This is a genomic window from Arthrobacter sp. 05N428_2 (assembly GCF_056397065.1).
This window is the reverse complement of the sequence record NZ_JBFTMR010000002.1, coordinates 79,495-103,661: the sequence shown is the minus strand read 5'-3', so window position 1 is coordinate 103,661 and position 24,167 is coordinate 79,495. Positions and strand designations below refer to the sequence as shown.

At 67.6% G+C, this 24,167-nt stretch carries 21 protein-coding genes and 2 tRNA genes; 8 read left to right on the top strand and 15 right to left on the bottom strand.

Annotated elements, in window-relative coordinates:
* Positions 1–236: 236 nt before the first annotated feature.
* Genes AC1DGI_RS02165 through AC1DGI_RS02150 form a run of 4 tightly spaced genes read right to left on the bottom strand, consistent with a single transcriptional unit; the run spans position 237 to position 4,992 of the window.
* The gene (locus AC1DGI_RS02165) at positions 237–1,124 is read right to left on the bottom strand and encodes an ABC transporter ATP-binding protein (protein WP_476897592.1); all 888 of its coding nucleotides are present in this window, start codon (positions 1,122–1,124) and stop codon (positions 237–239) included.
* On the bottom strand, positions 1,111–1,998 hold the full coding sequence (locus AC1DGI_RS02160; RefSeq protein WP_476897591.1) for an ABC transporter permease: 888 nt from the start codon (positions 1,996–1,998) through the stop codon (positions 1,111–1,113). The genes AC1DGI_RS02165 and AC1DGI_RS02160 overlap by 14 nt, the downstream gene beginning before the upstream one ends.
* 13 nt (positions 1,999–2,011) lie before the next feature.
* Entirely contained in the window at positions 2,012–3,715 is a 1,704-nt protein-coding gene (locus AC1DGI_RS02155; protein ID WP_476897590.1) for a glycosyltransferase, read from the bottom strand.
* A 35-nt stretch (positions 3,716–3,750) separates the two neighbouring features.
* Complete coding sequence (locus AC1DGI_RS02150; RefSeq protein WP_476897589.1) at positions 3,751–4,992, bottom strand: glycosyltransferase family 4 protein; 1,242 nt, start codon at positions 4,990–4,992, stop codon at positions 3,751–3,753.
* A gap of 113 nt (positions 4,993–5,105) precedes the next feature.
* Between AC1DGI_RS02150 and AC1DGI_RS02145 the strand changes: the two genes are divergently transcribed.
* Both AC1DGI_RS02145 and AC1DGI_RS02140 read left to right on the top strand, forming a co-directional pair.
* A complete protein-coding gene (locus AC1DGI_RS02145; RefSeq protein WP_476897588.1) occupies positions 5,106–5,327 on the top strand; it encodes a hypothetical protein in 222 nt (73 codons plus the stop codon).
* 772 nt (positions 5,328–6,099) lie between these two features.
* Positions 6,100–6,603 (top strand): DUF3515 family protein, encoded by a 504-nt coding sequence (locus AC1DGI_RS02140; RefSeq protein ID WP_476897587.1) that lies wholly within the window; start codon positions 6,100–6,102, stop codon positions 6,601–6,603.
* 90 nt (positions 6,604–6,693) lie between these two features.
* On the opposite strand, the gene AC1DGI_RS02135 is transcribed toward AC1DGI_RS02140, so the two are convergent.
* Genes AC1DGI_RS02135 through murA form a run of 4 tightly spaced genes read right to left on the bottom strand, consistent with a single transcriptional unit; the run spans position 6,694 to position 11,010 of the window.
* Positions 6,694–7,842 (bottom strand): D-alanine--D-alanine ligase family protein, encoded by a 1,149-nt coding sequence (locus AC1DGI_RS02135; protein WP_476897586.1) that lies wholly within the window; start codon positions 7,840–7,842, stop codon positions 6,694–6,696.
* A 2-nt stretch (positions 7,843–7,844) separates the two neighbouring features.
* On the bottom strand, positions 7,845–8,906 hold the full coding sequence (locus AC1DGI_RS02130; protein ID WP_476897585.1) for an NAD(P)H-dependent glycerol-3-phosphate dehydrogenase: 1,062 nt from the start codon (positions 8,904–8,906) through the stop codon (positions 7,845–7,847).
* Positions 8,903–9,676, bottom strand: coding sequence for a lysophospholipid acyltransferase family protein (locus AC1DGI_RS02125; RefSeq protein ID WP_476897584.1), 774 nt, complete (start codon positions 9,674–9,676; stop codon positions 8,903–8,905). Before AC1DGI_RS02125 ends, AC1DGI_RS02130 begins: the two co-directional genes overlap by 4 nt.
* 8 nt (positions 9,677–9,684) lie before the next feature.
* Positions 9,685–11,010, bottom strand: a complete 1,326-nt coding sequence (gene murA / locus AC1DGI_RS02120) for a UDP-N-acetylglucosamine 1-carboxyvinyltransferase (RefSeq protein WP_476897583.1) — start codon at positions 11,008–11,010, stop codon at positions 9,685–9,687.
* A 257-nt stretch (positions 11,011–11,267) separates the two neighbouring features.
* Between murA and AC1DGI_RS02115 the strand changes: the two genes are divergently transcribed.
* On the top strand, positions 11,268–12,632 hold the full coding sequence (locus tag AC1DGI_RS02115; protein ID WP_476897582.1) for an HNH endonuclease: 1,365 nt from the start codon (positions 11,268–11,270) through the stop codon (positions 12,630–12,632).
* A gap of 158 nt (positions 12,633–12,790) precedes the next feature.
* On the opposite strand, the gene AC1DGI_RS02110 is transcribed toward AC1DGI_RS02115, so the two are convergent.
* On the bottom strand, positions 12,791–14,041 hold the full coding sequence (locus AC1DGI_RS02110; RefSeq protein ID WP_476897581.1) for an MFS transporter: 1,251 nt from the start codon (positions 14,039–14,041) through the stop codon (positions 12,791–12,793).
* Positions 14,042–14,115: 74 nt separating this feature from the next.
* Between AC1DGI_RS02110 and AC1DGI_RS02105 the strand changes: the two genes are divergently transcribed.
* A complete protein-coding gene (locus AC1DGI_RS02105; protein WP_476897580.1) occupies positions 14,116–14,658 on the top strand; it encodes an ArsR/SmtB family transcription factor in 543 nt (180 codons plus the stop codon).
* Between the two features lie 43 nt (positions 14,659–14,701).
* Here the strand turns inward: AC1DGI_RS02105 and leuD are convergent, their stop codons facing one another.
* Together leuD and leuC are read right to left on the bottom strand one after the other, a co-directional pair.
* Entirely contained in the window at positions 14,702–15,304 is a 603-nt protein-coding gene (gene leuD / locus AC1DGI_RS02100; RefSeq protein ID WP_476897579.1) for a 3-isopropylmalate dehydratase small subunit, read from the bottom strand.
* 80 nt (positions 15,305–15,384) lie between these two features.
* Positions 15,385–16,818, bottom strand: a complete 1,434-nt coding sequence (gene leuC / locus AC1DGI_RS02095; protein WP_441400928.1) for a 3-isopropylmalate dehydratase large subunit — start codon at positions 16,816–16,818, stop codon at positions 15,385–15,387.
* A 160-nt stretch (positions 16,819–16,978) separates the two neighbouring features.
* Here leuC and AC1DGI_RS02090 point away from each other — a divergent pair, with 160 nt between their 5' ends.
* Together AC1DGI_RS02090 and AC1DGI_RS02085 are read left to right on the top strand one after the other, a co-directional pair.
* Complete coding sequence (locus tag AC1DGI_RS02090) at positions 16,979–17,698, top strand: IclR family transcriptional regulator (protein ID WP_441400930.1); 720 nt, start codon at positions 16,979–16,981, stop codon at positions 17,696–17,698.
* A 36-nt stretch (positions 17,699–17,734) separates the two neighbouring features.
* Entirely contained in the window at positions 17,735–18,277 is a 543-nt protein-coding gene (locus AC1DGI_RS02085) for a DUF1697 domain-containing protein (RefSeq protein WP_441400932.1), read from the top strand.
* A gap of 18 nt (positions 18,278–18,295) precedes the next feature.
* Here AC1DGI_RS02085 and AC1DGI_RS02080 read toward each other — a convergent pair whose 3' ends face one another.
* Positions 18,296–19,912: a GTPase gene (locus tag AC1DGI_RS02080; RefSeq protein ID WP_476897578.1), complete on the bottom strand. Its 1,617-nt coding sequence runs from the start codon at positions 19,910–19,912 to the stop codon at positions 18,296–18,298.
* Complete coding sequence (locus tag AC1DGI_RS02075; RefSeq protein WP_476897577.1) at positions 19,909–21,696, bottom strand: dynamin family protein; 1,788 nt, start codon at positions 21,694–21,696, stop codon at positions 19,909–19,911. The genes AC1DGI_RS02080 and AC1DGI_RS02075 overlap by 4 nt, the downstream gene beginning before the upstream one ends.
* Positions 21,697–21,783: 87 nt before the next feature.
* Here AC1DGI_RS02075 and AC1DGI_RS02070 point away from each other — a divergent pair, with 87 nt between their 5' ends.
* Positions 21,784–21,927 carry a hypothetical protein gene (locus AC1DGI_RS02070; protein ID WP_476897576.1) on the top strand — a complete coding sequence of 48 codons (144 nt, stop codon included), beginning with the start codon at positions 21,784–21,786 and terminating at the stop codon, positions 21,925–21,927.
* Positions 21,928–22,076: 149 nt separating this feature from the next.
* On the opposite strand, the gene AC1DGI_RS02065 is transcribed toward AC1DGI_RS02070, so the two are convergent.
* Positions 22,077–22,149: transfer RNA gene (locus tag AC1DGI_RS02065), tRNA-Glu, on the bottom strand.
* 84 nt (positions 22,150–22,233) lie between these two features.
* Positions 22,234–22,305: transfer RNA gene (locus AC1DGI_RS02060), tRNA-Gln, on the bottom strand.
* Between the two features lie 342 nt (positions 22,306–22,647).
* On the opposite strand from AC1DGI_RS02060, the gene AC1DGI_RS02055 reads away from it, so the two are divergent.
* Positions 22,648–24,108, top strand: coding sequence for a hypothetical protein (locus tag AC1DGI_RS02055; RefSeq protein ID WP_476897575.1), 1,461 nt, complete (start codon positions 22,648–22,650; stop codon positions 24,106–24,108).
* The last annotated feature ends 59 nt before the right edge of the window (positions 24,109–24,167 follow it).

The window sequence follows — 24,167 nt, the reverse complement described above, 5'->3', positions numbered from 1 at the left end:
GATAACTGCGGCTTTGATGTCCGGACGAACCGGGTCTAGCTCCGGTAGCGGAGCCGCCGCAAACGAGAGCCTGCGCTTCCTCCCCCGTCCGGTCCAGCCGCCTTCTACGCCTTGAACGTGCCTCGGGGCAGCGAAGCCTCGTTCAACCAACTGACGTTTACGCCACGTCTCTAGCTGCGGTAGGCCGCCCTTACGGAAGTGCCAAACGGCGCTGCGTAGATCCTTCGTTATCCCCATCAAACCCTGACCCTTCGCGAAGTTCGTTCGCGGACCTCAGTTGCCACCAAGACGGCCTTGGCATCGTCCAAGATCATTGAGGCCGAGTTGTTGTTTCCCTTTGACAGGTGCTTCGTGAATTCTTGGTAGGTCTTGATGGCAACCGCCGGATCCCCGTCCATGATGAGATCACCCTTGTCCAGCCAAATAACACGCGTGCACATGTCCCTAATGGTGTCCAGGCTGTGGCTGACCAGGAAAACGCAGCCGGCTTGAGCACGAAGTTCGTCCATCCGGAGTTTGCTGCGATCGGCAAATTGCGCATCACCCGTGTTCAGGGCCTCATCAACCAAGAGAATCTCGGGATCAACCGCTGCGGCGATGGCAAAACGTAGCCGAGAGGCCATTCCGGACGAGTAGGACTTCATCGGCAGGTGGATCGATTTCTCCAGGCCGGATAGCTCCACGATACCGTCAAATTTTTCGTGGGCCTGGACACGGCTCATGCCCATGGCGAGGCAACCCAGGATAACGTTCTGGTCGCCGGACAGGTCCTGGACCAAGGCCGCGTTGACGCCCAGCATGATGGGAGTGCTGGAAGCATAGACCGCGCCCGACGTGGGCTTGGACTGCCCGCTAATAATTTTCATCAGCGTGCTCTTGCCTGAACCGTTACGGCCGATGATGCCGACGGATTCCCCGCGTTCGACCACCAGGGACAGCTCGTTCAGGGCGTGCACGGTCACCATATTGGGCTTACTGACGGCCCTGCTCAGGAAGCGGCGCCGGATTCCATCCGTAGGCTGTTCAGAGACCTCGCTGGATGCGACCCGATACCGCATTTGCACGCTGTCCACCACCACGCACGGGTGGCCGGCGATGTATATCTCCTTCTCACCCGCGCCCATAGGACTCCTCCCCTTTCCAGAAGTACACCAGGCCCACAGCCAGGGTTCCGAGGGCCCATGCCGCAAGAATCGCCCAGGACTGCCATTGCGGAACCCTGGCGTACAGCACACAGTCGCGAATGATGTCGATGACATTGAACAAGGGGTTGAGCTTGATGACGGCCAGCAACTGCGGGTGGGTCACGAAACGGTCGTAGGTATAAAAGATCGCGGACAAGTACATCCACGCCCTCAGGGCAAAGGGAATAAGGTGCGTGACGTCGTTGATCCGGGAAATCATGCGAGCCAGGATCAGCCCGACGCCCAAGTTGAAAAGCGACTGCAGTAGTACTGCCGGTATCACCAGCAGCCAAAGCCACGTAATCTCTTCGGCCGGTGGGAGGACCACTGCGATTAGCAGCATCGCAAGGATCAGCGGAACCGCTGACAACAACTCACGCACATTCGCCCCGATGGGCAGGGCGGCTCTCGGGAAGTTGAAGGCCTGAACTACGGACTTGTTGTTTCGGATGGACCGAGCACCGGCGGTGATCGCGCCCGAGCTGAACTGGAAGATGAAAATACCAATAACGAGATATCCGAGAAAATTCTCGATGCCACCGCTGGTTTTCAGCAGCAGCCCGAAGATGAAGTAGTAAGTGAGTCCGTTGAAAATCGGGTTGAGGAGCAGCCACGCACTACCCAGCCGATCGCGCCGCGTGCCACTTTGCACACGCGCCCGGGAATCATAAAAAATAAATTGCCGGAAGTCCCAGAGCTGGACCAAATATTCGAGGAAGCCGGGACGGGACCCCACCCTGGTAAGGCGGCGCATGTCCACGGACAGCGGCTGGACAGCCGTCTGGTCCGGCTCCACTTCGGTTTCTGCGGACACTAACTCGTTCTCCTCATTTATCACGTAACAGCTCCGTGTAAGCCGCTGCCAGGGCGCTGGCGTTTGCTGCCCAAGTCCTCGAGGCCAGCACTTTCGCGCGGCCGGAGGTTCCCATGGCTGACCTCGCTGAGTCGTCTGACAGGAGCGCCGCCAAGGCTTCCGACAGCGCCGCCGGATTCTCCGGCTGCACCAAGAGACCGTCGACACGCTCGTCGACAATTTCCTGCAGTGCCGGCAGCCTGCTCGCCACCACCGGGCGGGCGCAGGCCAAAGCCTCAACGGGCTTGAGGGGCGTTACGGAGCGCGTCACCTCAAGGTCCTTGCGTGGCACAACAAAGACATCCAGAGCTTGGTGGTAGCGCGCCGCCTCTTCACGGGGAACCCTCCCCGTGAAGATGATCCGCTCGCAATAGCCCGACTCCCGGGCTTGCACCTCGAGTGCGGGGCGGGACACGCCGTCGCCCACGATCAGCAATCTAAGCTGCGGGAAACGGGGCGCCAGCAGCGCAAACGCGTCGATAAGGCAGTCGAGACCTTCGTAGGCCACCAAGCTGCTGACCGTGCCGATGTACTGTCCGCCCTCTTTGAGGCCAAGCACACGGCGTGCCGATGCCGTGTCTAAGGGCTCCTCGAGGAAGTCACCGCCCACAGCGTTCGGGGCAATCAGGATCTTGCCTTCCGGGATGCCGGCGGCGACGATATTGGCCTTCATCGCGGTACCCAGGGTGACTACCAGATCAGCGTCCCGCATGACCCCGGCCTCGCGGTCCTGGAAGAGTCGGTAGTACTGGCTGCTCTTCGCGTCCGCTCCGCGGGTGGAAGCCCACGTGTCGGCCAGTTGCCCACGCACCTCGTACACCCAGGGAATACCCACGGCGCGGGCCACGGCTCGGACCACCACCGCGTTCACGAAGTGCGTGGTGGTGTGCAGGACGCTGGGCTTGAAATCCAGCACGATGGCCAACAATTCTTCGGCTTGCTGCTGAAGCCGGGCGTCCAGGGTATCGGCCAATTTTGCCGGAAGGAGCCGCCGGTAGCGGACGCCGTCCACTAGATCTTCGGCTCTGGCACCGAGCTTGCCGACCTGAACCGGATAGCCCAGCCTGGTCACGGCCAGGACCTCCCAGCCCGCGGCCTGCTGGGCGGCCAGGATGGAGTGGGACCGTTGCGCATACCCGCTGGTAGTGTGCGGCAGCGAGTTGCTCAGGAGGTGCAGCACTCGCCCGGGCACGGCAATGAAATCCTCGTGGTCCAGCGCGGGACCCGCGGCGCCTTTCAGCACACTGACTTCGGCTGCCAGCCGCGCCCGCTGCCGCCGGCCAGCCCGGCCTTCAGTATCCAAGACCGCGACGGCGTCGCCGACGGCGCCGTCGTACCAAAACCGGCGGGCGCGGGTAGCCGCCAGGCTGCGCGCGCCACTCGAGCGGCCAAGAAAATCATCGGCCAGCCCAGGCAGTTGGGCGGCAAGGGCGACGTCGGCGAGGCGCCGGGCACGTTCCCCCGCCAGCCCGGCTGCAGTGGCCAGGGAGAGCCGCCGCTTCACGTCGGCGTCGTCGCCCGACACAAGTGCGGCAATCAGGACCGGAACATCGGTGGACTCGGGGCGTGCGAAACGAACAACCGCCGTCGAAAGCGGCCGCACCAGCCGCGCCGGGAACCGGCGGCTGAGCTGCAGGAGGAGTAGGAGCGGATCGTCCGTCAGGTGGCTGCTTGCCACGCCTGCGGCCAATCGAACATTGCGGAGAAGCTGGATCATCGCGCTGGGACCGGCTCCCGGCCGAGCAGTCCGGCGATGAGCCCCATGTACCGCTCGGCCAGCTGGGCGTAGTCCGCGTTTTCCTTGACCCACTGACGGCTGGCTTCGACGCGGACCAGCCGCGAGCGGTCTGCTGCGAGCTCGCGCCAAAGCTCGGCGACGGCTTCCGGGGTGCTCGCCACAATGTCGCCGGCTTCCGCATCTTCGATGATGCGCGCGGCCTCACCCTTGACGATTGCCGTGACGTGACGGCCCAGGGACAAGACTTCGTAGGTCTTGGAAGGGACAGTGGTTTCGAAGGACTTCCAGTCGTCCCGGAGCGAGATGATGCAGGTGTCCGCAGAGGCGTAACGGTCCAAGACGGCCTGGCCGTGCAGGGGCTGGTGGAAAGTGACGGGAGCGCCAAGGTCGCGCGCTAGTTTCTCCAGCGCCGGCAACTGCGTGCCGTGCCCCACCAGATGCAAGTGCATGGCATCACCCACCAGCGCACTGGCGCCGATCACCACTTCCAGCCGCTGGCTTGCTCCGTGGTTGCCGAGGTAAAGCGCTTCAAAGACCTCACGCTCCGGTTCCGGCGGCGGCAGGAACGGAATGGTATCGACGTGCAGGCCGTTGCTGACGGTTGCCACGTTCCTGAGTCCCCGCATGCGGAGCGTGTCCGCAAATCCATCCGTGACGGTGACCACCAGGTCGGCGCGACGTTGGATGAACTCGACGGCCACTTCGACCACACTCTTGACGCGGCCCTTCACCATGCGTGAATCCCGCGCCAGATCCGGCCACGCATCGCGCATCTCGACGATCAGCGGAACCTTCCGCGCCTTGGCCAGGAGGTAGCCGGCGGCGAGGATGGGCAGGCTGGGTGCAGTGGCGAGGACCACGTCAGGCTTCCGCGTCAGCAGCCCCAGCGGCACGGTCATTGCGGCTGAGAAACAGTGGTCAACGAAGCGCGCCAGCTGGGAGTTGCCGTGCGGCAGGTACGGAACACGGCGGATTTCTTCGGTGAACTGGCCCTTTTGCCGGCGGAAGGGGCGGCCGGCCCGCTCCTGCGGCAGCTCGCGCCGGCCGGCCGGGGCATGGGCGACCGGTGTGACGACGTCGACGTCCCAGCCGGAGGCGCAGAATTCCTTCAGCAGTGCCGTCCAGCGGCGCTGCGGAGGGCTGCTCTCCGGCCAGTAGGAATGCACCAGGAGACTTACACGGACGGGACGGTCCTCGGCTGCGGCGATTCGTGACACGTCCTGGAAGGTTTGCCGGGCCATCCTACTTTCCGGCCTTTGGCGAAATACGAGCACCCTTGCCACCCAGGGCACGGAAGTAAGCAAGTCCTGCACCTAGCAGGATCAGGACTGTGACCAACTGCACGCCGAACGGGCTGCCAGTTGCTGCCGCCACCGCCGCCTGGATGACCGGAGCCGCCTGCACCGGCACGGGGGCCGGCGTCTTGGAAGGAGCCGCCGACGGCAGCGCGGCGGCCGTGGCGCTTGCCGACGGGGAAGGCGCTTCTGTGACTGCTTCTGCCGGCTGCTCGCCCGGCGGCGTGGTTTCCACTGAGGGCATCACTGTCAGCTGAGGCACGGGCGCGGGGCGTTCCGGCGAAGCCGGAGCTGGGACAGGAATGGCGGGAGCCGCGGGTGCAGCGTCCCCGCCCGGGGCTGGAGCCGGTTGGGAATCCCCAGACTGCTCGGGCGGTGCCGTAGGGGGTAGAGAAACGATCGGCGAATCCGGGATGGGATCGGGCGCCGAGGGTGTGTCCGTTGGTGTGTCCGTTGGCCCGTCCGTGGGCGTTGGCGCGGGCGTCGTATCCAGAATCACCAAGGAAGACGGGCTGGGGTCGACTTGATCGTCCGCGTGAGCGGGGGCTGCGCCGAGGCCGAGGGTCAAAACCGCAGAGGCGCAGAGCGCCGCCGCAGCAGTCCCAAGAGTGCTCCATTGGGCACTGCTGTGTGATGAAGCCAAGTGTTCCCCCAAAGCAAATTTTCCGTGCGGTACGTCGCCAGGTTCAGGGTTCGTACGGTCTGTCGGAGCCGCCAAACTTACGCGGCACCGTGAGTACTCTACAGGTTCCCCGGCAATTCCCGGGTTGCTGCCAGCTTCATATGCTGCGGATTTGTAGAAGTTACGAAGTATGTTGGTCCGTCCCCGCCCAGTACCGCGACAACCTTGGCTGCTGATTCTCAGCGAATTGTTCGCTGCCTCTCGGGCACCTCGGCACCGCTCCAACTGTTGGTGAACGGCCGGGAAACGAGAGCTGGTTGGTGTCGAAAGTCACGGCACCGTTGCTGTGAGTGGGGTCTAACCGCGCATGTTCGAGGCAACCCCAACCACCGGGATAGGCTGGATGGATGCAACAGCTCCGCCGGCCCGGTCCTCTTCGTCCGCTTCGCCTTCTTGCCACCGCAGCCGCCGCCGGGCTGGTACTCAGTGCTTGCTCCCCCGCCGTCGACGTCTCCCCTGCCAAGGACGCGGCGAACGCCGCCTGCGCGCCCATGATGGTGGCGCTGCCGGACAGTGTTGGGGACGCGAAGCTGCGAAAGACGAACAGCCAGGCGACGGCGGCGTGGGGTGACCCGTCCGTTCTTGTCCTGCGGTGCGGCGTCAACGTTCCCGGCCCCACCACGGACCGCTGTGTGAGCGTGAACGGCGTCGACTGGGTAATGAAGGAGGGCAACCCGGTGTGGACGCTGACCACCTTCGGGCGCGATCCCGCCACGGAAATCCTGATGGACCCGAACAAGATCAGCTCGGCCACCGTGCTGGCGGAGCTGTCGGCGTCGGCCTCGAAAATCAAGGCGACCCGGAACTGCGTGGGTCAGGCGGACCTGCAGAACCTGCCCACCGGCCAGTAGGCGGGCCGGCGCGGCCGCAGCCCGCGTGCTGGGCCCACGCCGGCAGGGTTCCCTGGCCGAAGCGGAGCGAGGTTAGGGTGCCGGTGGGGACTAGCGGAGGCCGGTCTTGCGGTGCAGGGCCAGGTGGATCAGCTCGTCGATCAGTTCCGCGTAGCCCAGCCCGGAGGCCTTCCACATTTGCGGGTACATGCTCTTGGGCGTGAAGCCGGGCATGGTGTTGATCTCGTTGATGATGAGTTCGCCCTCAGGCGTGTAGAAGAAGTCCACCCGGCTCAGGCCCTCGGCGCCCACGGCGTCGAAAGCGACGGCCGCCAGCTCGCGGACCCGGGCGATGGCTTCCTCGGGGAGGTCGGCCGGGCAGCTGAGGGCGGCGGCGTTGTCCTCGACGTACTTGGCATTGAAGTCGTAGAAAACGTGGCCTCCGCCGGCGACGGAAATCTCACCGGGCATCGAGGTGCGCGGCGCGTCGGTCCCGCGGCCCTCCAGCACGGCGCATTCGATCTCCCGGCCGACGATGCCGGCCTCGATCACGAGCTTGGGATCGTGTTCCCGCGCGGCCTCGATCGCGGCGTCGAGTTCCTCGAGCGAATCCACCTTGGAGATGCCCATCGAGGAACCGGCCCGGGCCGGTTTGACGAAGACCGGGAAACCGAGGGCGTCCACGCGCTTGCGCACCAGCTCGGGATCGGTGAGCCACTGCCGGTCCGTGACCGCGATGTAGGGACCTACGCGCAGGCCGGCGGACTCGAAGACCACCTTCATGTAGTGCTTGTCCATGCCGACGGCAGAGGCCAGGACACCGGCGCCGACGTAGCGGGTGTCGGACAGTTCCAGCAGCCCCTGGATGGTGCCGTCCTCGCCGAACGGCCCGTGCAGGAGCGGGAAGACCACGTCCACGGTACCGAGTTCCTGCGGAACCTGGTTGGGAGCCGCCACAATCAGCTGGTGTTCGCCGCCGATCTCGGCCAGCGTCACGGTGCGGTCCGACGGCGCAACCTCCGGCAGCGAGCTGGCGGAGAGCGACCATTCCTTGGTGTCGCCGGAGGCCAGCACCCACTGGCCTGTCTTGGCGATCCCGATCGGAATCACCTCGTATTTGGCCTGGTCAATGGCGCCGAGCACCCCGGCCGCCGTGACGCAGCTGACCGCATGTTCGCTGGAACGGCCGCCGAAGAGCACCGCTACCCGGGGCCGGGAGCGGACGGGCTGGGCCTCTGGAGTCAAGTTATTTTCCGGCACTCTTAGTAATCGCCTTCGGATTTCAGGTCCCGGGACAGCAGCAGCGGTCCCAGGTCGTCTACGGACAATTTTCCGGCCAGCACCGCGACGACGGCGGCGGTGATGGGCATCTCGACGCCCAGCTTGCCGGCCAGTTCATGCACGGCCTGGGCCGACTTGATGCCTTCGGCGGTCTGCGTCATTTCGGTGGTGACCTGTTCCAGGCTCAAACCGGTGCCGAGCAGCCGTCCGGCGGTGTGGTTCCGCGAGAGGGCGGAGGAACAGGTGGCGACGAGGTCGCCCAGGCCCGCAAGGCCGGCCATCGTCCGGGCTTCGCCGCCCAGGGCGAGGGTCAGCCGCGAGGTCTCGGCAAGGCCGCGGGTGATCACGGACGCCTTGGTGTTGTCGCCCATCTCCTTGCCTTCGCAGATGCCCACGGCGAGGGCAATGATGTTCTTGACGATGCCGCCGATCTCGACGCCCACCACGTCCACCGTCGTGTAAGGGCGGAAGTAGGGCGCGGTGCAGCTGCGGGCAATCCAGCCGGCAGCCGTCGCGTCGGAGCAAGCGACCACGGAGGCCGTCGGTTCCCCGCGGGCGATCTCCATGGCCAGGTTGGGACCGGACACGACGGCGACGCGCTCGGCCGGAATGGCCAGCTCCTCGCAAATCACTTCGCTCATCCGGGCGTCGGTGTGCAGTTCCAGGCCCTTCATCAGCGACACGACCAGCGTGCCGGGCCCGATCAGGCCCTTCCACTCGCGCAACTGGGGCCGCAGGGTCTGCGCGGGAACGGCCAGGACCACCAGGTCGGCACCGTCCAGGACCTCGGCGACGTCGGTAGAGGCGGTGATGCTGACCGGCAGCTCGATGTCTTTGAGGTACTGCTCATTGCGGTGCGCGGTGTTGATCTGGTCCACGACGGCGGCGCGGCGGCCCCAGAGTCGGATGCGGCGGTCGACGTCGGACGCTTCGGCGGCGTCGGCGAGGATCTTTGCGAAGGTGGTCCCCCAGGAGCCGGCGCCGAGCACGGCGACGCGGACGGCCGAACCGGCGGAACTTGGGCCCGCGAGTTCTGCCGTCATTTGGCACCGTCCGCAGGGGTGCCGGGCTCGCCGCCGCGCTCGACAAAGCGGCCGTGGCTGGACTGGTTGTGCTCCGACGGGTCCCAACGCACCAGCGGCGGCTGTCCCCCGCGGAGCGTGGCCAGCAGTTCGGTGATGGCGTCCATGATCACGTTGGTTGCTTCGGTCAGCGTGGCTTTGTCCAGCGGGCGCCCGGCGAAGGCGCTCAGGTCCACCGGGTCGCCCACGAGCACCCGGGAAGTCTTGCGGGGGAAGACGTGGAAGCGCTTGGCGTAGCGCGGGAAGACCTCATGCGCGCCCCAGTGGGCCATCGGGACCGCCGGGATGCCGCTCTGCAATGCCATCCGGGCCGCCCCCGTGTGGCCCCTCATCGGCCAGAGATCCGGATCGCGGGTCAGCGTCCCCTCCGGATAAATCACGATGGCGCCGCCCTCGTCCACGATTTCCTTGGCGAGCTGCAGCGAACGGTTGGCGCCCGACGTCGAGCGTTCCACCGGGACCTGCTTGGTGTTGCGCAGCACCGCGCGCAGCACCGGGACCTTGAACAGGCTGCCCTTGGCGAGGAAGTGGGGCATCCGTTTCTGGTTGTAGAGCATGTGGCCGATCACCAGCGGATCGATCTCGGTGCAATGGTTGGGCACGGCGATGAAGCCGCCGGCCGGGAGCTTTTCCAGCCCCTCCCATTTCTTGTTCATCAACAGGTTCATGACCGGCCGGACGACGCCGGCGGCGATGGCGAAGTTGAGGTGGCTCTTGGCCGTTTCCTTCACGTGGTCCTCTACCCGGCCGTGGTGATGTCGAAGTCGGCGCCGAGGCCGGCGAGCTTCTCGGTGAAACGCTCGTAACCGCGGTTGATGATGTCGATGCCCGTCACGCGGGAGGTGCCGGTGGCGGCCAGGGCTGCGATCAGGTGGCTGAAGCCGCCGCGCAGGTCCGGCACATCGATGTCGGTGCCCTTGAGCTGGGTGGGGCCGGAGATGACGGCCGAATGCAGGAAGTTCCGCTGGCCGAAGCGGCACGGGACGCTGCCGAGGCACTCGCGGTGGACCTGGATGTTTGCGCCCATCCGGATCAGGGCGTCGGTGAAGCCGAAGCGGTTTTCGTAGACGGTCTCGTGGACGATCGAGACGCCTTCGGCCTGGGTCAGTGCGACGATGAGCGGCTGCTGCCAGTCGGTCATGAAACCGGGGTGCACGTCGGTTTCGAGGACCAGCGGGTTGAGTTTGCCGCCGGGGTGGTAGAAGCGGATGCCGTCGTCGCCGATGTCCATCCCGCCACCCACCTTGCGGTACGTGTTTAGGAAGGTCATCATGTCGCGCTGCGTGGCGCCCTCGACGAAGATGTCGCCGCGGGTCACCAGGGCGGCGGAGGCCCAGGACGCGGATTCGTTCCGGTCCGAGAGGGCGCGGTGGTTGTAGCCGCCCAGATCGTGGACGCCCTCGATCCGGATGGTGCGGTCCGTCTGGACGCTGATGATGGCGCCCATCTTTTGCAGCACGGCGATCAGGTCCACGATTTCGGGTTCGGTGGCCGCGCCGGTCAGCTCGGTGATGCCCTCGGCGCGGGTGGCGCTGAGCAGAACTTGTTCGGTTGCTCCCACGGACGGGTAGGGCAGCGCGATCTTGGCGCCCTTGAGGCCATTCGGGGCGGAGATGTGGATGCCGCCCGGGCGCTTCTCCACGACGGCGCCGAACTGGCGCAGCACGTTGAGGTGGTAGTCAATGGGACGGTCGCCGATCTTGCAACCGCCGAGGTCCGGAATAAAGGCCTCGCCGATGGCATGGATCAGGGGTCCGCACAGCAGGATCGGGATGCGCGAATCGCCGGCGTGCGCGTCGATGGCGGTGTGCGAGGCCGTCTTGGCGTTAGTCGGGTCCAGCGTGAGGTCACCGGTGACCGGGTCCTTGTCCACGGTGACGCCGTGGAGCTGGAGCAAGCTGGTGACAACCTCAACGTCTTTGATTTCGGGAACGTTGCGCAACACGGACGGCTCATTGCCCAGCAGGGCAGCCACCATCGCCTTGGGGACAAGGTTCTTGGCCCCACGCACGGTGACGCGGCCGGTCAGCGGGACGCCTCCGCGGATTGTCAGAACACTACTCATTTACCAGTTTCCTCACGACTACTCGCCCCCAAATCCTTACAAAGGCACCCGCTAAGCATAGGAGCATGCGTTACCGATCCGAAATACGGCGCGGCCGGAAGAGGCGGGAATCGCCTCATTGCACTGCCGTGTCAGGGGGCGTCTCCCTGGGTGAGAGCCGCGAAAAACGCACACCTTTCCGGCGCCAATTGGCGTCTGCTTCAGGGCCGCGCAACGCGTACATCATTAATGTCAGACCCCTGCTGGACACTTAATACATGGACGGCATTCAGGCGCACGAGAGGGTTTCGGCCGCGGCGGCATCGATGGTGGGGCGCGCCGTGACGGTCGCAGAGCTCGCCCGGCTCCTGGCCGGCCTCCCCGCCCCGGCCAGCGCCGCCGCGCTCATCGACGAAACACGCCAACTCGAGGACCTGAAGTCCGCCCTCGCCGCCCGTCAGGCCCGCCACGCGGTCGCTTTCGACCTGGCCCAGCGCCGCGAACAGGCCGACGCCGGGATCCCCGCCGAGCAGCTCGGGACTGGGGTCGGGGCGCAAATCGCCCTGGCCCGGCGCGAATCCCCCGCCCGGGGTGGCCGGCTCCTCGGCCTCGCGAAAGCCCTCGTCACCGAAATGCCCCACACCCTGGCCGCCCTGGAAACCGGGCAGCTGAACGAATGGCGCGCCACGCTCCTGGTCCGGGAAACCGCGTGCCTGACCGCCGCCGACCGGACCGCCGTCGACGACGAGCTCGCCCCCGACACCGGCACGTTCACCGGAGCGGGCGACCGTGCAATCGTCGCCGCGGCCCGGGCCGCCGCCTACCGCCGGGACCCGCGCTCGGTCACCCAGCGGGCCGCCCACGCCGAGGCCGAACGCCACCTCAGCCTCCGTGCGGCCCCGGACACCATGTGCTACCTCACCGCCCTGCTCCCCGTCGCAGCCGGAGTCGCCGTCCACGCAGCCCTCACCCGGCACGCCGACGCCCTACGCTCCGCCGGGGACGCCCGTTCCCGGGCCCAGCTGATGGCCGACGCGCTGGTCGAACGCACCACCGGCACACCCGGCGGAATCAGCGGCATCGAAATCCAACTCGTCATGACCGACCGCACCCTGCTCCAGGCCGACAGCGAACCCGCCCGGCTCCCCGGCTACGGCATCATCCCCGCCGGCCGGGCCCGGGCACTCCTCACAGACGCAGGCCGGACGCCGGGCGCGGGAGCGGGCGGCGGAAATGACGATCCGGCCTTCAGGATCTGGGTGCGCCGGCTCTACACCACCCCCGGCACCGGCGACCTCGTCGGCATGGACTCCCGCGCCCGGATCTTCCCGCCAAGGCTGCGCCGCTTCATCCAGGCCCGCGACCACACCTGCCGGACCCCCTACTGCGACGCCCCGATCCGGCACCTGGACCACATCGTGCCCTGGCACAACGGCGGCACCACCAGCGGCGGCAACGGCGCCGGACTCTGCGAAGCTTGCAACCACACCAAAGAAACCCCCGGCTGGACCGCCCGACCCCGCCCGCACCCTGGCTCCGGCCGACACACCCTCCAACTCACCACCCCCACCGGCCACACCTACCACTCCACCGCACCACCCCTGCCCGGAACCGGCGACGGCCCCGCATATCCGGCCTCATAACGGATCGGGCAACGCGTCAGGGCCAATCACCTCGAAACGATTCACCGCAGAAAACTCCGGCACCGGGCAAAGATCATCATGGGCGCCCGCCTGGCCGCGAGCCATGCCGCCTAGGTGCGCCTGGGCAAGGGGCTCCCTGCTCCCTCGTCGAGCACCACTTAGGATCCGACGTCGGCCGCGGCGATTGCTTTGTCCGTAAGGATGGGCATCATGGTGAGCAGCGCGAGCGTCAGCAGTCCCATGAGGCCGAACATGGCTTGCAGGCCCAGCCATTGGGCCAGGAGGCCGCCCGCCGCGGCACCGAGCGGCATGGTGCCCCAGGCCAGCAGGCGGTAGGCACTGTTGACCCGTCCCAGCAGCCGGTTGGGAGTGATGCGCTGGCGCAGGGACACGGTGATGACGTTCCAAAGCACGATCAGCATGCCGCCGACAAAAAGGAACGGCCCCAGTACATAGGGGTTGTCGGTTATGGCGGGCGCAGCCACGAACATCGTGCTCCCAAAGATGGTAAGCATCAGGGACTTGGACCGCCCCAGCTTGGCCTCGGCCCATTCGGCGAAAAACGAGCCGACAAATGCGCCGAGCGCGGAGGTCGTCAAAAGCAGGCCGAACCCCACTTCAGACAACTTCATCTGCGAAGCCGGGCCCACGGCGAACAGCACCAAGACCGCGAACGCCGCGCTGGAGGCAAAGTTGAACACCCCGGTCATCACCGCGAGCGTCCGGAGGATCGTCTGGTTCCAAAGGAACCGCAGACCTTCACCTATGTCGTAGCGCAACGTTGTCTTCTGTTCCCGCTCAGGGCGGAAGGCCCCCGGGACCAGGAGCAGGCCACCGACGGCCGCAAGCCACAGGGCCGCCGGCACGGCAAAGCCCGCGACGACGCCGGTTGCCACCAGCAGGCCGCCCAGCGGCGGCCCGACGAACTGGTTGGTGGTGAGCTCGACAGCGTAGAGCCTGCCGTTGGCGCGCGAAAGCTGATCCCTATGCACCACCTGCGGCATGATCGACTGCGCGGAAGTGTCATAGAGCGTTTCGGCCACACCCACCAGCAGGGCGACGACGTAGAGCACCCAAATGGACCCGACGTCCAGCAGGATGAGCGCGACCACCAGAACGGGCAGCACGGCGCGGCTCAGGTTGGCCCACAACATGAGCTTGCGCCGATCCAGCCGGTCGGCCAGCGCTCCGGCGGTCAGCGCGAAGATCAGCCAGGGAAGGGTCGCCGCGACCGTTAGTCCGGCAACCAGCGTGGGTGACTGAGTGAGCTGAACGGCCAGCAGCGGCAGCGCGATCTTGAAAACACCGTCCGCCAGGTTGGATAGCCCGGAGGCGGTCCAGAGCTTCCAGTAGGAGTTACCCAGCGGCGAACGGGTCCGTTCCTGCACCTGCTCAAGATGTCCGGTCATAGGTGGACCATGCCACAGCCATTGAGAAACTTCAAGGGGGTTTGAATCTAGTACATCACTTGTAGGATGGGTACATGACCGATGCAGCACAGCCGAGAGCGGACGGGAAGAGGCCCTCGGCCAGCGCCCAGGAAATCAAGGCGCTGGCCCATCCGTTGCGCCTACGGATCTTGCGCCTCTGCGGGCTGCACGAACTGACCAATAAGCAACTCGCCGACCGGCTGGGCCAAGACCCGGGGACGATGCTCTATCACGTGCGGCAATTGCTCTCCACGGGCTTCCTCGAGCCCGCCGAAGTCCGCACCGGGGCGAGCGGTGCCCTGGAGAAGCCGTACCGCTCCACCGGCCGGTCCTGGAATCTGGACAGTGCGCTGCGGGAAGCCGGTCCGGGCGGTCCGCTGGCACCGATTGAGGCGTTTCGGGAAGAGCTGACGGAGGCAGGACCGGACGCGCTGGCCAACCTGTCCCGCTTCGTGCTGCATCTCTCCGAGGCAGACGCTGAAGATCTGGCTACCCGCATCCACGCTGTGCTGGACGAATACACCGACACCGACCGGCAGCGACTGGACCAGCCCGCCTACGGCGGCATCTTTGTCCTGCACCGAACAGCGGATTAGCTCGACGGCGCTTCCCGGCGGCACTCTGTGCGCCGGCTCGACGTCAGGAGAGCTTGGCCGGCAGCGTCCTGGGCATGAAGGCGGGCCGCGTGGCTTCGAATGCGGTGATATCTTCCTCGTGCTGCAGGGTGAGGCCGATGTCGTCCAGGCCTTCCAGCAGGCGCCAGCGGGTGTAGTCGTCAATCTCGAACGGAGCAACCACGGTGCCGCACTCGACCGTCTTGGAGACGAGGTCCACTTTGACCTCGGTGCCGGGGGCGTTTTCGAGCACCTTCCAGATGAGCTCGATGTCGTCCTGGGCCAATTCGGCGGCCAGCAGGCCCTGCTTGCCCGAGTTGCCCCGGAAGATGTCCGCGAAACGCGAGGACAGCACGGCCTTGAAACCGTAGTCCTTCAGCGCCCAGACGGCGTGCTCACGCGAGGAGCCGGTGCCGAAGTCCGGCCCGGCCACCAGCACGGAGCCGGCGCTGAAGGGTTCCTGGTTCAAGATGAACGCGGGATCCTTGCGCCACGCCGAGAAGAGGGCGTCCTCGAACCCGGTGCGGGTAATGCGCTTGAGGTAGACGGCGGGGATGATCTGGTCGGTATCGACGTTGCTCTGGCGCAGCGGGACACCGATTCCGGTGTGGGTGGTGAACTTTTCCATGGCGGATCCTTTGGGGCGGGGTTGGATCTGAAGTGGGGGAATCGATGCAGGTGGATCGATGCTGGTGGTCGGTGCCGGGGCTACGCCAAGGCGGGCTCGCGGTCCAGATCCGACGGCGAACTCAGCGTGCCACGCACTGCCGTCGCCGCCGCGACGACGGGTGAGACGAGGTGCGTGCGGCCGCCCTTGCCCTGGCGGCCTTCGAAGTTGCGGTTGGACGTGGACGCGCAGCGCTCCCCCACCTCCAGCTGGTCCGGGTTCATGCCCAAGCACATCGAGCAGCCGGCGAACCGCCATTCGGCACCGAAGTCCGTGAAGACCTTGTCCAGGCCCTCGGCCTCGGCTTCGAGCCGGACGCGGGCGGAGCCCGGCACCACCAGCATCCGCACGTTCGGGTCCTTGGTGCGGCCGCGGATGATGTCCGCGGCGGCCCGCAGGTCCTCCATCCGGGAGTTCGTGCAGGAGCCGAGGAACACGGTGTCCACCCGGATCTCCTTCATCGGCGTCCCGGCTTCGAGACCCATGTACTGCAGCGCCCGTTCCGCGGCGGCCTTGGCGTTCTCGTCCCCGAAGTCGGCCGGCGACGGCACCTTGGCGGACAGGGACACGCCCTGGCCGGGGTTGGTTCCCCAGGTCACGAACGGTTCCAGGGTGTCGGCGTCGAGGTCCACTTCGACGTCGAAGGTTGCAGCGTCGTCGGTGCGCAGCGTGTTCCAGTACTCGACGGCGGAGTCCCAGTCCGCGCCCTGCGGCGCGTGCGGGCGGCCCTCCATGTAGTCGTACGTGGTCTGGTCCGGGGCCACCAGGCCGGCGCGGGCGCCTGCTTCGATGGACATGTTGCAGATGGTCATCCGGGCTTCCATAGACAGCGCCCGGATGGCGGAGCCGCGGTATTCCAGCACGTAGCCCTGGCCGCCGCCGGTGCCGATCTTGGCGATCACGGCCAGGATGATGTCCTTGGCCGAAACACCGGGGCGCAGCGTGCCCTCGACATTGATCGCCATGGTCTTGAACGGTTTCAGGGACAGCGTCTGGGTGGCCATGACATGCTCCACTTCGGAGGTGCCGATGCCCATGGCAAGCGCCCCGAAGGCGCCATGGGTGGAGGTGTGCGAGTCACCGCAGACCACCGTCATGCCGGGCTGGGTAAGGCCAAGCTGCGGTCCCACGACGTGCACGATGCCCTGCTCGGCGTCCCCGAGGGAGTGCAGCCGGACGCCGAACTCCGCGCAGTTGTTGCGCAACGTCTGGATCTGGGTACGGCTGGTGAGATCGGCGATTGGCTTGTCGATGTCCAGCGTGGGAGTGTTGTGGTCCTCGGTGGCGATGGTGAGGTCCGGCCGGCGCAGCTTGCGCCCGGCCAGGCGCAGACCCTCGAAGGCCTGCGGGGACGTCACCTCATGGACCAGGTGAAGGTCGATGAAAAGGAGGTCCGGCTGGGCGTTGGCGCCTTCGCCGTCCCCCTTGCGCACCACGTGCGCATCCCAGACTTTCTCGGCCAATGTCTTTGCCACGGCCTGCTCCCTTCACTGCTGTCTTTACTGCGTGATTGTCATCGCTGCTCAGCGACTGTCCCGATTCGACGGGTTGATGATGTCCACTGAATCAGCACCGCCGTCAAATACGCCAGCGCAATGATTTGCATCTCAGATATTGAGACGGCAATATCATTACATGGACAATTCTAGCGGCGTTGGTGTCATCGATAAAGCTGCCCACGTGCTTGACGCACTCGAGGCCGGCCCCACCACCCTGGCGCAGCTCGTGGCCGCCACCGGTCTCGCCCGGCCCACCGTGCACCGCCTAGCACTCGCACTCGTCCACCACCGCCTGGTGAGCCGCGACATCCAAGGCCGCTTTGTGCTCGGCAGCCGCCTGGTGGAGCTGGCCTCCGCCGCCGGCGAGGACCGGCTCATCGCCTCCGCCGGGCCGGTGCTGATGCAGCTCCGCGACGCCACTGGCGAAAGCGCCCAGATCTTCCGCCGCCAAGGCGACTGGCGCGTCTGCGTGGCCTCCGCCGAACGCCCCATCGGCCTCCGGGACACCATCCCGGTGGGCACCCAACTGTCCATGAAGGCAGGCTCCGCAGCTCAGGTGCTGCTGGCCTGGGAGGACCATGACCGCCTGCTGGAAGGCCTCCAGGCCGCCCGCTTCACGCCCACCGTTCTGGCCGGAGTACGACGCCGGGGCTGGGCCCAGAGCCTCGGGGAACGCGAGCCGGGGGTCGCCTCCGTCTCGGCGCCGGTCCGCGGACCCTCCGGCCGGGTGATCGCCGCAGTCTCCATTTCCGGCCCGATCGAACGCCTCACCCGCCAGCCCGGCCGGCTGCACGCCGAAGTGGTCTGCAACGCCGCCCGCGTCCTGACCGAGGCGCTGCGCAAGAACAACGACTAGAGCCCGCCGTTCGTGGGCACCGCTAGGCTGTGCCCAATGAACAGCTATGCGGTCTTCCTGCGCGGGATCAACGTGGGCGGCATCAACATCAAGATGGCCGAGCTCAAGGCGGCCTTGAAGGCTCGCCCGTTTTCCGCCGTGACGACGCTCCTGGCCAGCGGCAACGTCGTGCTGGCCAGCGAGCTTCCGGCGGCGGAAGTGAAATCCGAGTTTGAGTCCTGCCTGCGGGAGGCTTTCGGCTACGACGCCTGGGTGGTGGTGCTGACTGCGGCCCGCGTGGCGGAACTGGTGAAAGCCTGCCCCTACCCCGCCGACGACGCCGCCACGCATAGCTACGTGACGCTGTCCTCGGACGCCGCGGCACTCGCTGAACTGTACGACGCCGGCACGGCCCTCGGCGGGGTGGAGCTGACCCTGCTCGGCCCCGAAGCCATGGCCTGGCTGGCGCCAGCCGGCGGCACCCTTGACAGCCCGTTCAGCAAGATCTCCGCCAAGGCAAAGTACAAGCGCAGCACCACCACCCGGAACCTGCGGACCCTGGTCAAGGTCCGCGACGCCGCCGCCGGGCTGGCCGCCTAGCCCGCCGCGCGGCCGACCTTATCCCGCGGCCGACTTCAGCGCGGCGTTGAAGGACGCCAGCCGGCTGATCTCGAGTTCGACCGGTTCGACCACGAGGTCCTGCGCGACGGCAGCCACCGAGGCATTCAACCGCCGCCGGGCCGCCGACGCACGGGCGCGTGCCGCGGCGCCGGCGATAAATCTCGCCGCTAGGCCCAGCACGATGCCCAGCAGCACGCCGCCGGCCACCAGCACCGTCGGGACCGGCCAGCCCTGCACCCGGGGCACCTCGGGCACGGGCAGCTGGAAGTACCCCAGCCCGGCCAGCACACCGAGCCAGCCCAGGCCGCCGAGCGCAATGAGCAGGCCCAGCCACTGGAGCACATTGAAGGCAGTCCACCACCACGAGCTGCGCCCGGCCTTGAGATCGGTACCGGCAATCGCCTGGTCGAGGGCATCCGGAAGCCGCTCCCGTCCCTCACGGGCCACGCCGCGGATGGCCGCCCGCCAGGGGCCCGGCGCGCCGTCGGACGCGGCGTCGGCAAACTCCCGCACGGCGGCGTCGGTGCGGGCCCGTGCCGGGGCTCCGGCGGGCGGCAGGGAGGTCCGGTTCAGCTCCGGCCGCTCCCCCGCCCGGCGCAGGTTCAGCCGTCGCAGCGGGTCGGCCCGGAACCGGACCATCCAGCGGGTGACCGGCCAGCCGGTGCGCCGCGTGGCTTCCTGCCGGTAGGAGCGCGCCACGGCGTCCACCACCAGCGGAACATTCGCCGCCACGGCCAGTTCCGCGGCCAGCCGGTCCCTGGTGCTGGCCTTGACGCCGTGCGCCTCGCCGGCGCCGGACGCCGCCGCGAGCCGCGCGGCCGCGCGGTCCACATCGGCCGCCAGCCGCTGGGAGAGCGCCAGCCGCTGCAGTGCGGCCTGCCGGATGGCGGCCCGCACCTTGTCCACGCCGGTGCCGACCACGGCCGAGGCGCCCAGTACCTGCACCGTGCCCAGCCCGTCCCGCGCCAGGATGGCCTTCAGTGACTCCAGCACCGGGCCGATCTCGGGTTGCGGCAGCCGGTCCACCTGGTTGAGCACCACCAGGGTGACGGCCGCGTGCGAGGCGAGCGGGGCGAGGAAGTCGTTGTGGACGGCGGCGTCGGCGTATTTCTGCGGGTCCAGCACCCATACGAGCACGTCCACGAGCCCCACCATGCGCTCCACGATCTGCCGGTTTTCCGCGCGGGTCGAGTCGAAATCGGGCAGGTCGAGCAGGATCAGCCCGGTGCCCTCGTCGGCGAAGCCGGGCACGGCGGCTGCGTAGTGCCGGCTGCTGACCTCCAGCCAGTCGAGCAGCGGCTCGCTGCCGGCGGCGCCCCAGATGCCGGCAAGCGGTTCGGACGTCGTCGGGCGGCGCGCGGCCGCCGTCGCGATTTCCGCTCCGCTGACGGCGTTGAAGAGCGACGATTTCCCGCTTCCGGTGGCGCCGAAAAAGCCCACCACGGTGTGATCCGCGGAGAGTGAGCGCCGGGAACTTGCGCGCTCCAGCACTTCGAGCACCTCGTCCAGGGCTTCGTCGGGCAGGGCGCCGGCGCCCAGTTCGCTGGCCTGGTTGAGGGCTTCCAGCCGGCGTTGCAGCTGTGAGGCTTCCCGCGCGGCGCCGTGGCGGTTCATCCGGAGGCCGCCAGCCGGCCAAGCGCCGCGGCCTGTCCGGCCAGGGTGTCCGGCGGAACGGCCTCCGGCACGTCAAGGCGGGCCAGGAACCGCTGGCGTTCGGACTGCAGCAGCCGCTCGCAGCGGGTCTGGAGATCCTCGCGCGCCGTCTTGGCCAGCCGGCGCACGGCATCCTCGCCGAAAACGGCTTCGAGCACACGCTGGCCGACGACGGCGGTCCCGCCGGCCACGCCGATCTCCAGGCCGGTCAGGCCCGCGGTCATCGAGAACACCACGATCATCAGCGCCGCACCCAGGCCGTTGATGCCGAAGGATAGCCAGCGGGCCTGGCTGCGCTTGTCCTGGCCTTCGGTGCGGATCAGTTCCATCAGGCTGCCCTGCCACGCACGGATCTCGGCGGCGACGGCGTCGGCGAAGCCCTCGCTGGTGCCGGAGAGGTCGTCGGTGCCGAGCAGCTGCCGGCCCGCCGGGTCGGAGCGCCAGCGCTGGTCGGCTTCCTCGGCGGCGTTGGCGGCTTCATCGAGGATGACCGCCTGCAGGCCCGTCTCGATCGCGGTCTCCACCCGTACGGCCGGGGTCGGTTCGCCGCGGAAGAAGGCGCCCATCCGGTCCCGCAGCCGCCCGATGTTCTGCTCCATGGCGCGGAAGAACTCCCCGGTTCCTACGAAGGCCTGCCAGCGGGCCAGAACCTCGCCACGGAGCAGGGCGCCGTCCCGGGTCGCGTCCAGGATCCGTCCCACGGCGTCATGGTACGCGCCGCTGACATCCGCGCTCAGCAGGGCGGCGGCGCGGTGCTGGGCGGCGGCGGCCTCCGCCACGGCCTGCACCCGGCCGCCCAGCGCCTTGACCGTGCCGTTGAGCGTCCGGCGGGCAATCCCCGCGCGTCCCGCGGCGTCGGCGGCGAGTTCCTCAAGCCAGCGCCGGAGCGGGTCCAGAGCGTCTGCGGGCAGCATGGCCGCYGCGTCCAGGACCACCTCGGGAATGACGAAGAGCCGGGCGGCGGCCAGTCCCTGCCGGCCCAGCATGGAGCGGAGATCGGCGCTGACCTCCTCCTCGGCGGCCGGGGGCACCCGGTCCAGCACCACGGCCACCATGATGTCGCGCGCGGCGGCGTCCAGCAGCAGGCGCCACGGGACGGCGTCGGCGTAGCGGTTGGCGGTGGTCACGAAGATCCACAGGTCGGCGGCCGCGAGCAGCTGGCCCGCCAATCTGCGGTTGTTTTCGGAGACGGAGTCGACGTCGGGAGCATCCAACAGCGCGATCCCTGGTGGCACGGCCGGGTCGGCGGCGAGCACGAGCGAGGTGACGGCGCCGGTGTCGGCGCCGGGACTGGGCCCGGCCGGGGCGGCCGGCACCGCTGTGGTGACCACGGTTCCGCGGATCCGGCTGAGGCTCGGCAGCACGCGCTGGTCCTCGAACCACGCGGCGTCGTCCGGGTGGTGCAGCAGGATGGGCTGCCGGGTGGTGGGCCGGATCGCGCCGGCGCGGGTGACGGCGTGGCCCACGAGTCCGTTCACAAGGGTGGACTTGCCGGCGCCGGTTGAGCCGCCGACGACGGCCAGCAGGGGCGCGTCAAGGCTGCGGTAACGGGGCAGGATGTAGTCGTCGAGCTGGGCCACGGCGTGGCGGATGTCCAGCCGTGCTGTCTCGGCGCCGGGCAGCGCCAGCGGCAGCGACACCGCGGAGAGCTCCCGTCGGACGGTCTCGAGCAGTTCGACGGCGGCCGCCTGCCGGGCAGCGGGTGACGACTGCCCGGTCCGGTCGGCGCTTTCGCTGGTGCTCACAGCATCATCATGCCAGTTGGACCAGCCGGAGCCCCGGGGTTCTGCGCCTCACAGCTTGCTCCAAGGTCCGCCTGTCAAGGTTTTGCGGTGACAACAGAACTCAGCCCTAGGACGGGCGACAAGCTCCTCGACATCCACAACTACGCGATCGCCCTGAAGGGGTCAGACCTCCGGGAAGAAGCCACCGTAGGCCATAACCTGCTGCTCATCCTCAAGGGCAAGAACCCGTAGTCCGCACCGGCCCGGCTTCGGGCCTCCGGGGGCAGCCCCTGTGGACGGGACGACCGCTCGGCCCACTCCGACCCCTCGGCCCACCCGTTGAACAGTTCTCTCGGGTAACAAAAAGTCCCCCGGAAACCGTGGTTTCCGGGGGACATTCGTGACCCCAGCGGGATTCGAACCCGCGTTACCGCCGTGAGAGGGCAGCGTACTAGGCCGCTATACGATGGGGCCTTGCACTTTTTCCAAACGTGTTCCAAACCGGCTTGACCGATTCAGAACCCCTGAACTGCCGCAGAAATCCGCGGTCTTTCAGAGCTGGGATACCAGGACTCGAACCTAGAATGACGGTACCAGAAACCGTTGTGTTGCCAATTACACCATATCCCAATGGAACTTTCGGGCCGGTTCCGCAGGTCCAAACCCGCGCTCCCAGCGCCTCAGCACGAGTAATTACTTTACCCGAGACTTTTGCCGCGCACAAATCGGACCGCACGCGCCCTCCTCGACACCTTCGCACCCCTCCGGCCGCCGCACTTTTGGAGATTCTTCCCCGGAAACCCTTGCCAACCCGGCCGCGACAAGTTTACTCTCGGTAAGTTACCAATGAGTAACAACCCCCTCCCCCACCCAGTTGAGGGCAGAATAACGACCGCTTCGGAGTGTTAGCTGCATCACATTCCGGGCCGGCAGCAGAGCCGTTGCCGGCGAGATCGTCGAGAGGAACAGTCAGTGTCACAGAGCCGTGCCGCCACCGCCCAAATCCGAACCCGTGCCCAGCAGATCGCCATCGCCATACTGGCCCTGCTCCTGATCGCGCTGCTGGGGTTCTACACCCTGGTCACCGGCCGGATCACGGACGGATCCGCCAAACTCAACGACGGCGCCTCCCAGGCCGCCGCCGGCGCCGACCAGCTCAAGGACGGTGCCGGCAAACTCGCCACCGGCGCGGGCCAGGCGGACACCGGAGCCGGCAAAGTCTCGGAAGGGGCTGAGAAGATCCACGCCGGAATCGCCGGCAAACTCGCCCCGGGCGCGGATCAGCTCCAGGCCGGTGCCAGCGAGCTGGCTACGGGCGCAGTGAAGATTCAAACGGACGTCGAAAACAAGCTGGCCCCGGGCGTGTACCAGGTGGACGACGGCGCCCGGAAGCTGGCCGCCGGCGCCGGGCAGCTCTCCGCGGCGCTGACTCCCACCGCAGCGGGCAACGCCGAAAACAACCTGGCCGACGGTGCTACCCAGCTCGACGCCGGCGCCAGCAAGCTCGAAGCCGGCACCAACCAGCTGGCCGCCGGCACCAACCAGCTGACGGCCGGAACCAACCAGCTGAAGGGCTACCGCGGGGCCAACAACAACCCGGAGGCCGGCACGGGTACCGCGGCGCTGGCCCAGGCCCTTGAGCTGCTGCAGGCTGCCGCCAATGATCCCGTCCAGGGGTTCGTCCCGTTGTCCCTGGTCAAGGACAAGATTGCGAAGATCCTCGCCGGCGCCCACCAGCTGGATGCAGGCGCCTCCCAGCTCCAGGCGGGGGCGTCCCAGCTCCAGGCCGGGGCCGGGCAGCTCCAGGCCGGCGCCGGGCAGCTCCACGCCGGGACCGGCAAGCTCACCGCCGGGTTCGCCACCCTGGCGGGCAAGCTCAACAGCCGCGACCCCAACAACCCGGGCGTGGTGCTGGGGACGGAGTTGCTGGCGGACGGTACCGGCAAGATCAGGGTCGGCATGGACGGGGTCCCCGGAGATCCCGAGCACCCCGGCCTGCTGAAGGCCGCGGCCCGGATGACAGACGGAAGCTCACGGCTGGCCGACGGCACCGTGGCGCTGAACGCCGGCATCAAGGGTGATCCCGCCGACCCGGCCAACCCTGGTCTGTTGACCGGTTCGGGGGCCCTGGCTTCCGGCGCGTCGGAGCTCTCGGCGGGCAACACCAAGCTGGCTTCCGGCTCCACGCAACTGTCCACCGGCGCCGACAAGCTGGCCGACGGCAACGCCAAGATTGCCGCGGGTACCGGCACGCTGTACTCCAGCGCCGCTGCGGTCTCGCCGTCGAACATGATCAACGGCGACGTCGCGGTGGCCGTGGGCCTCGTGACATTGCTGGGCCTGGGCGCCGTCGGTGCTTACCTGATCCTGCGGAACCGCCGGATGGCACAGGACCGAATGGCGGAGGACCGCCTGGCACGTCAAGCAGCCTAGCCGTCCATCTGGTCGGTAACGCAAACGGCCCCGTCGGAGGAAGGATTCCTCCGACGGGG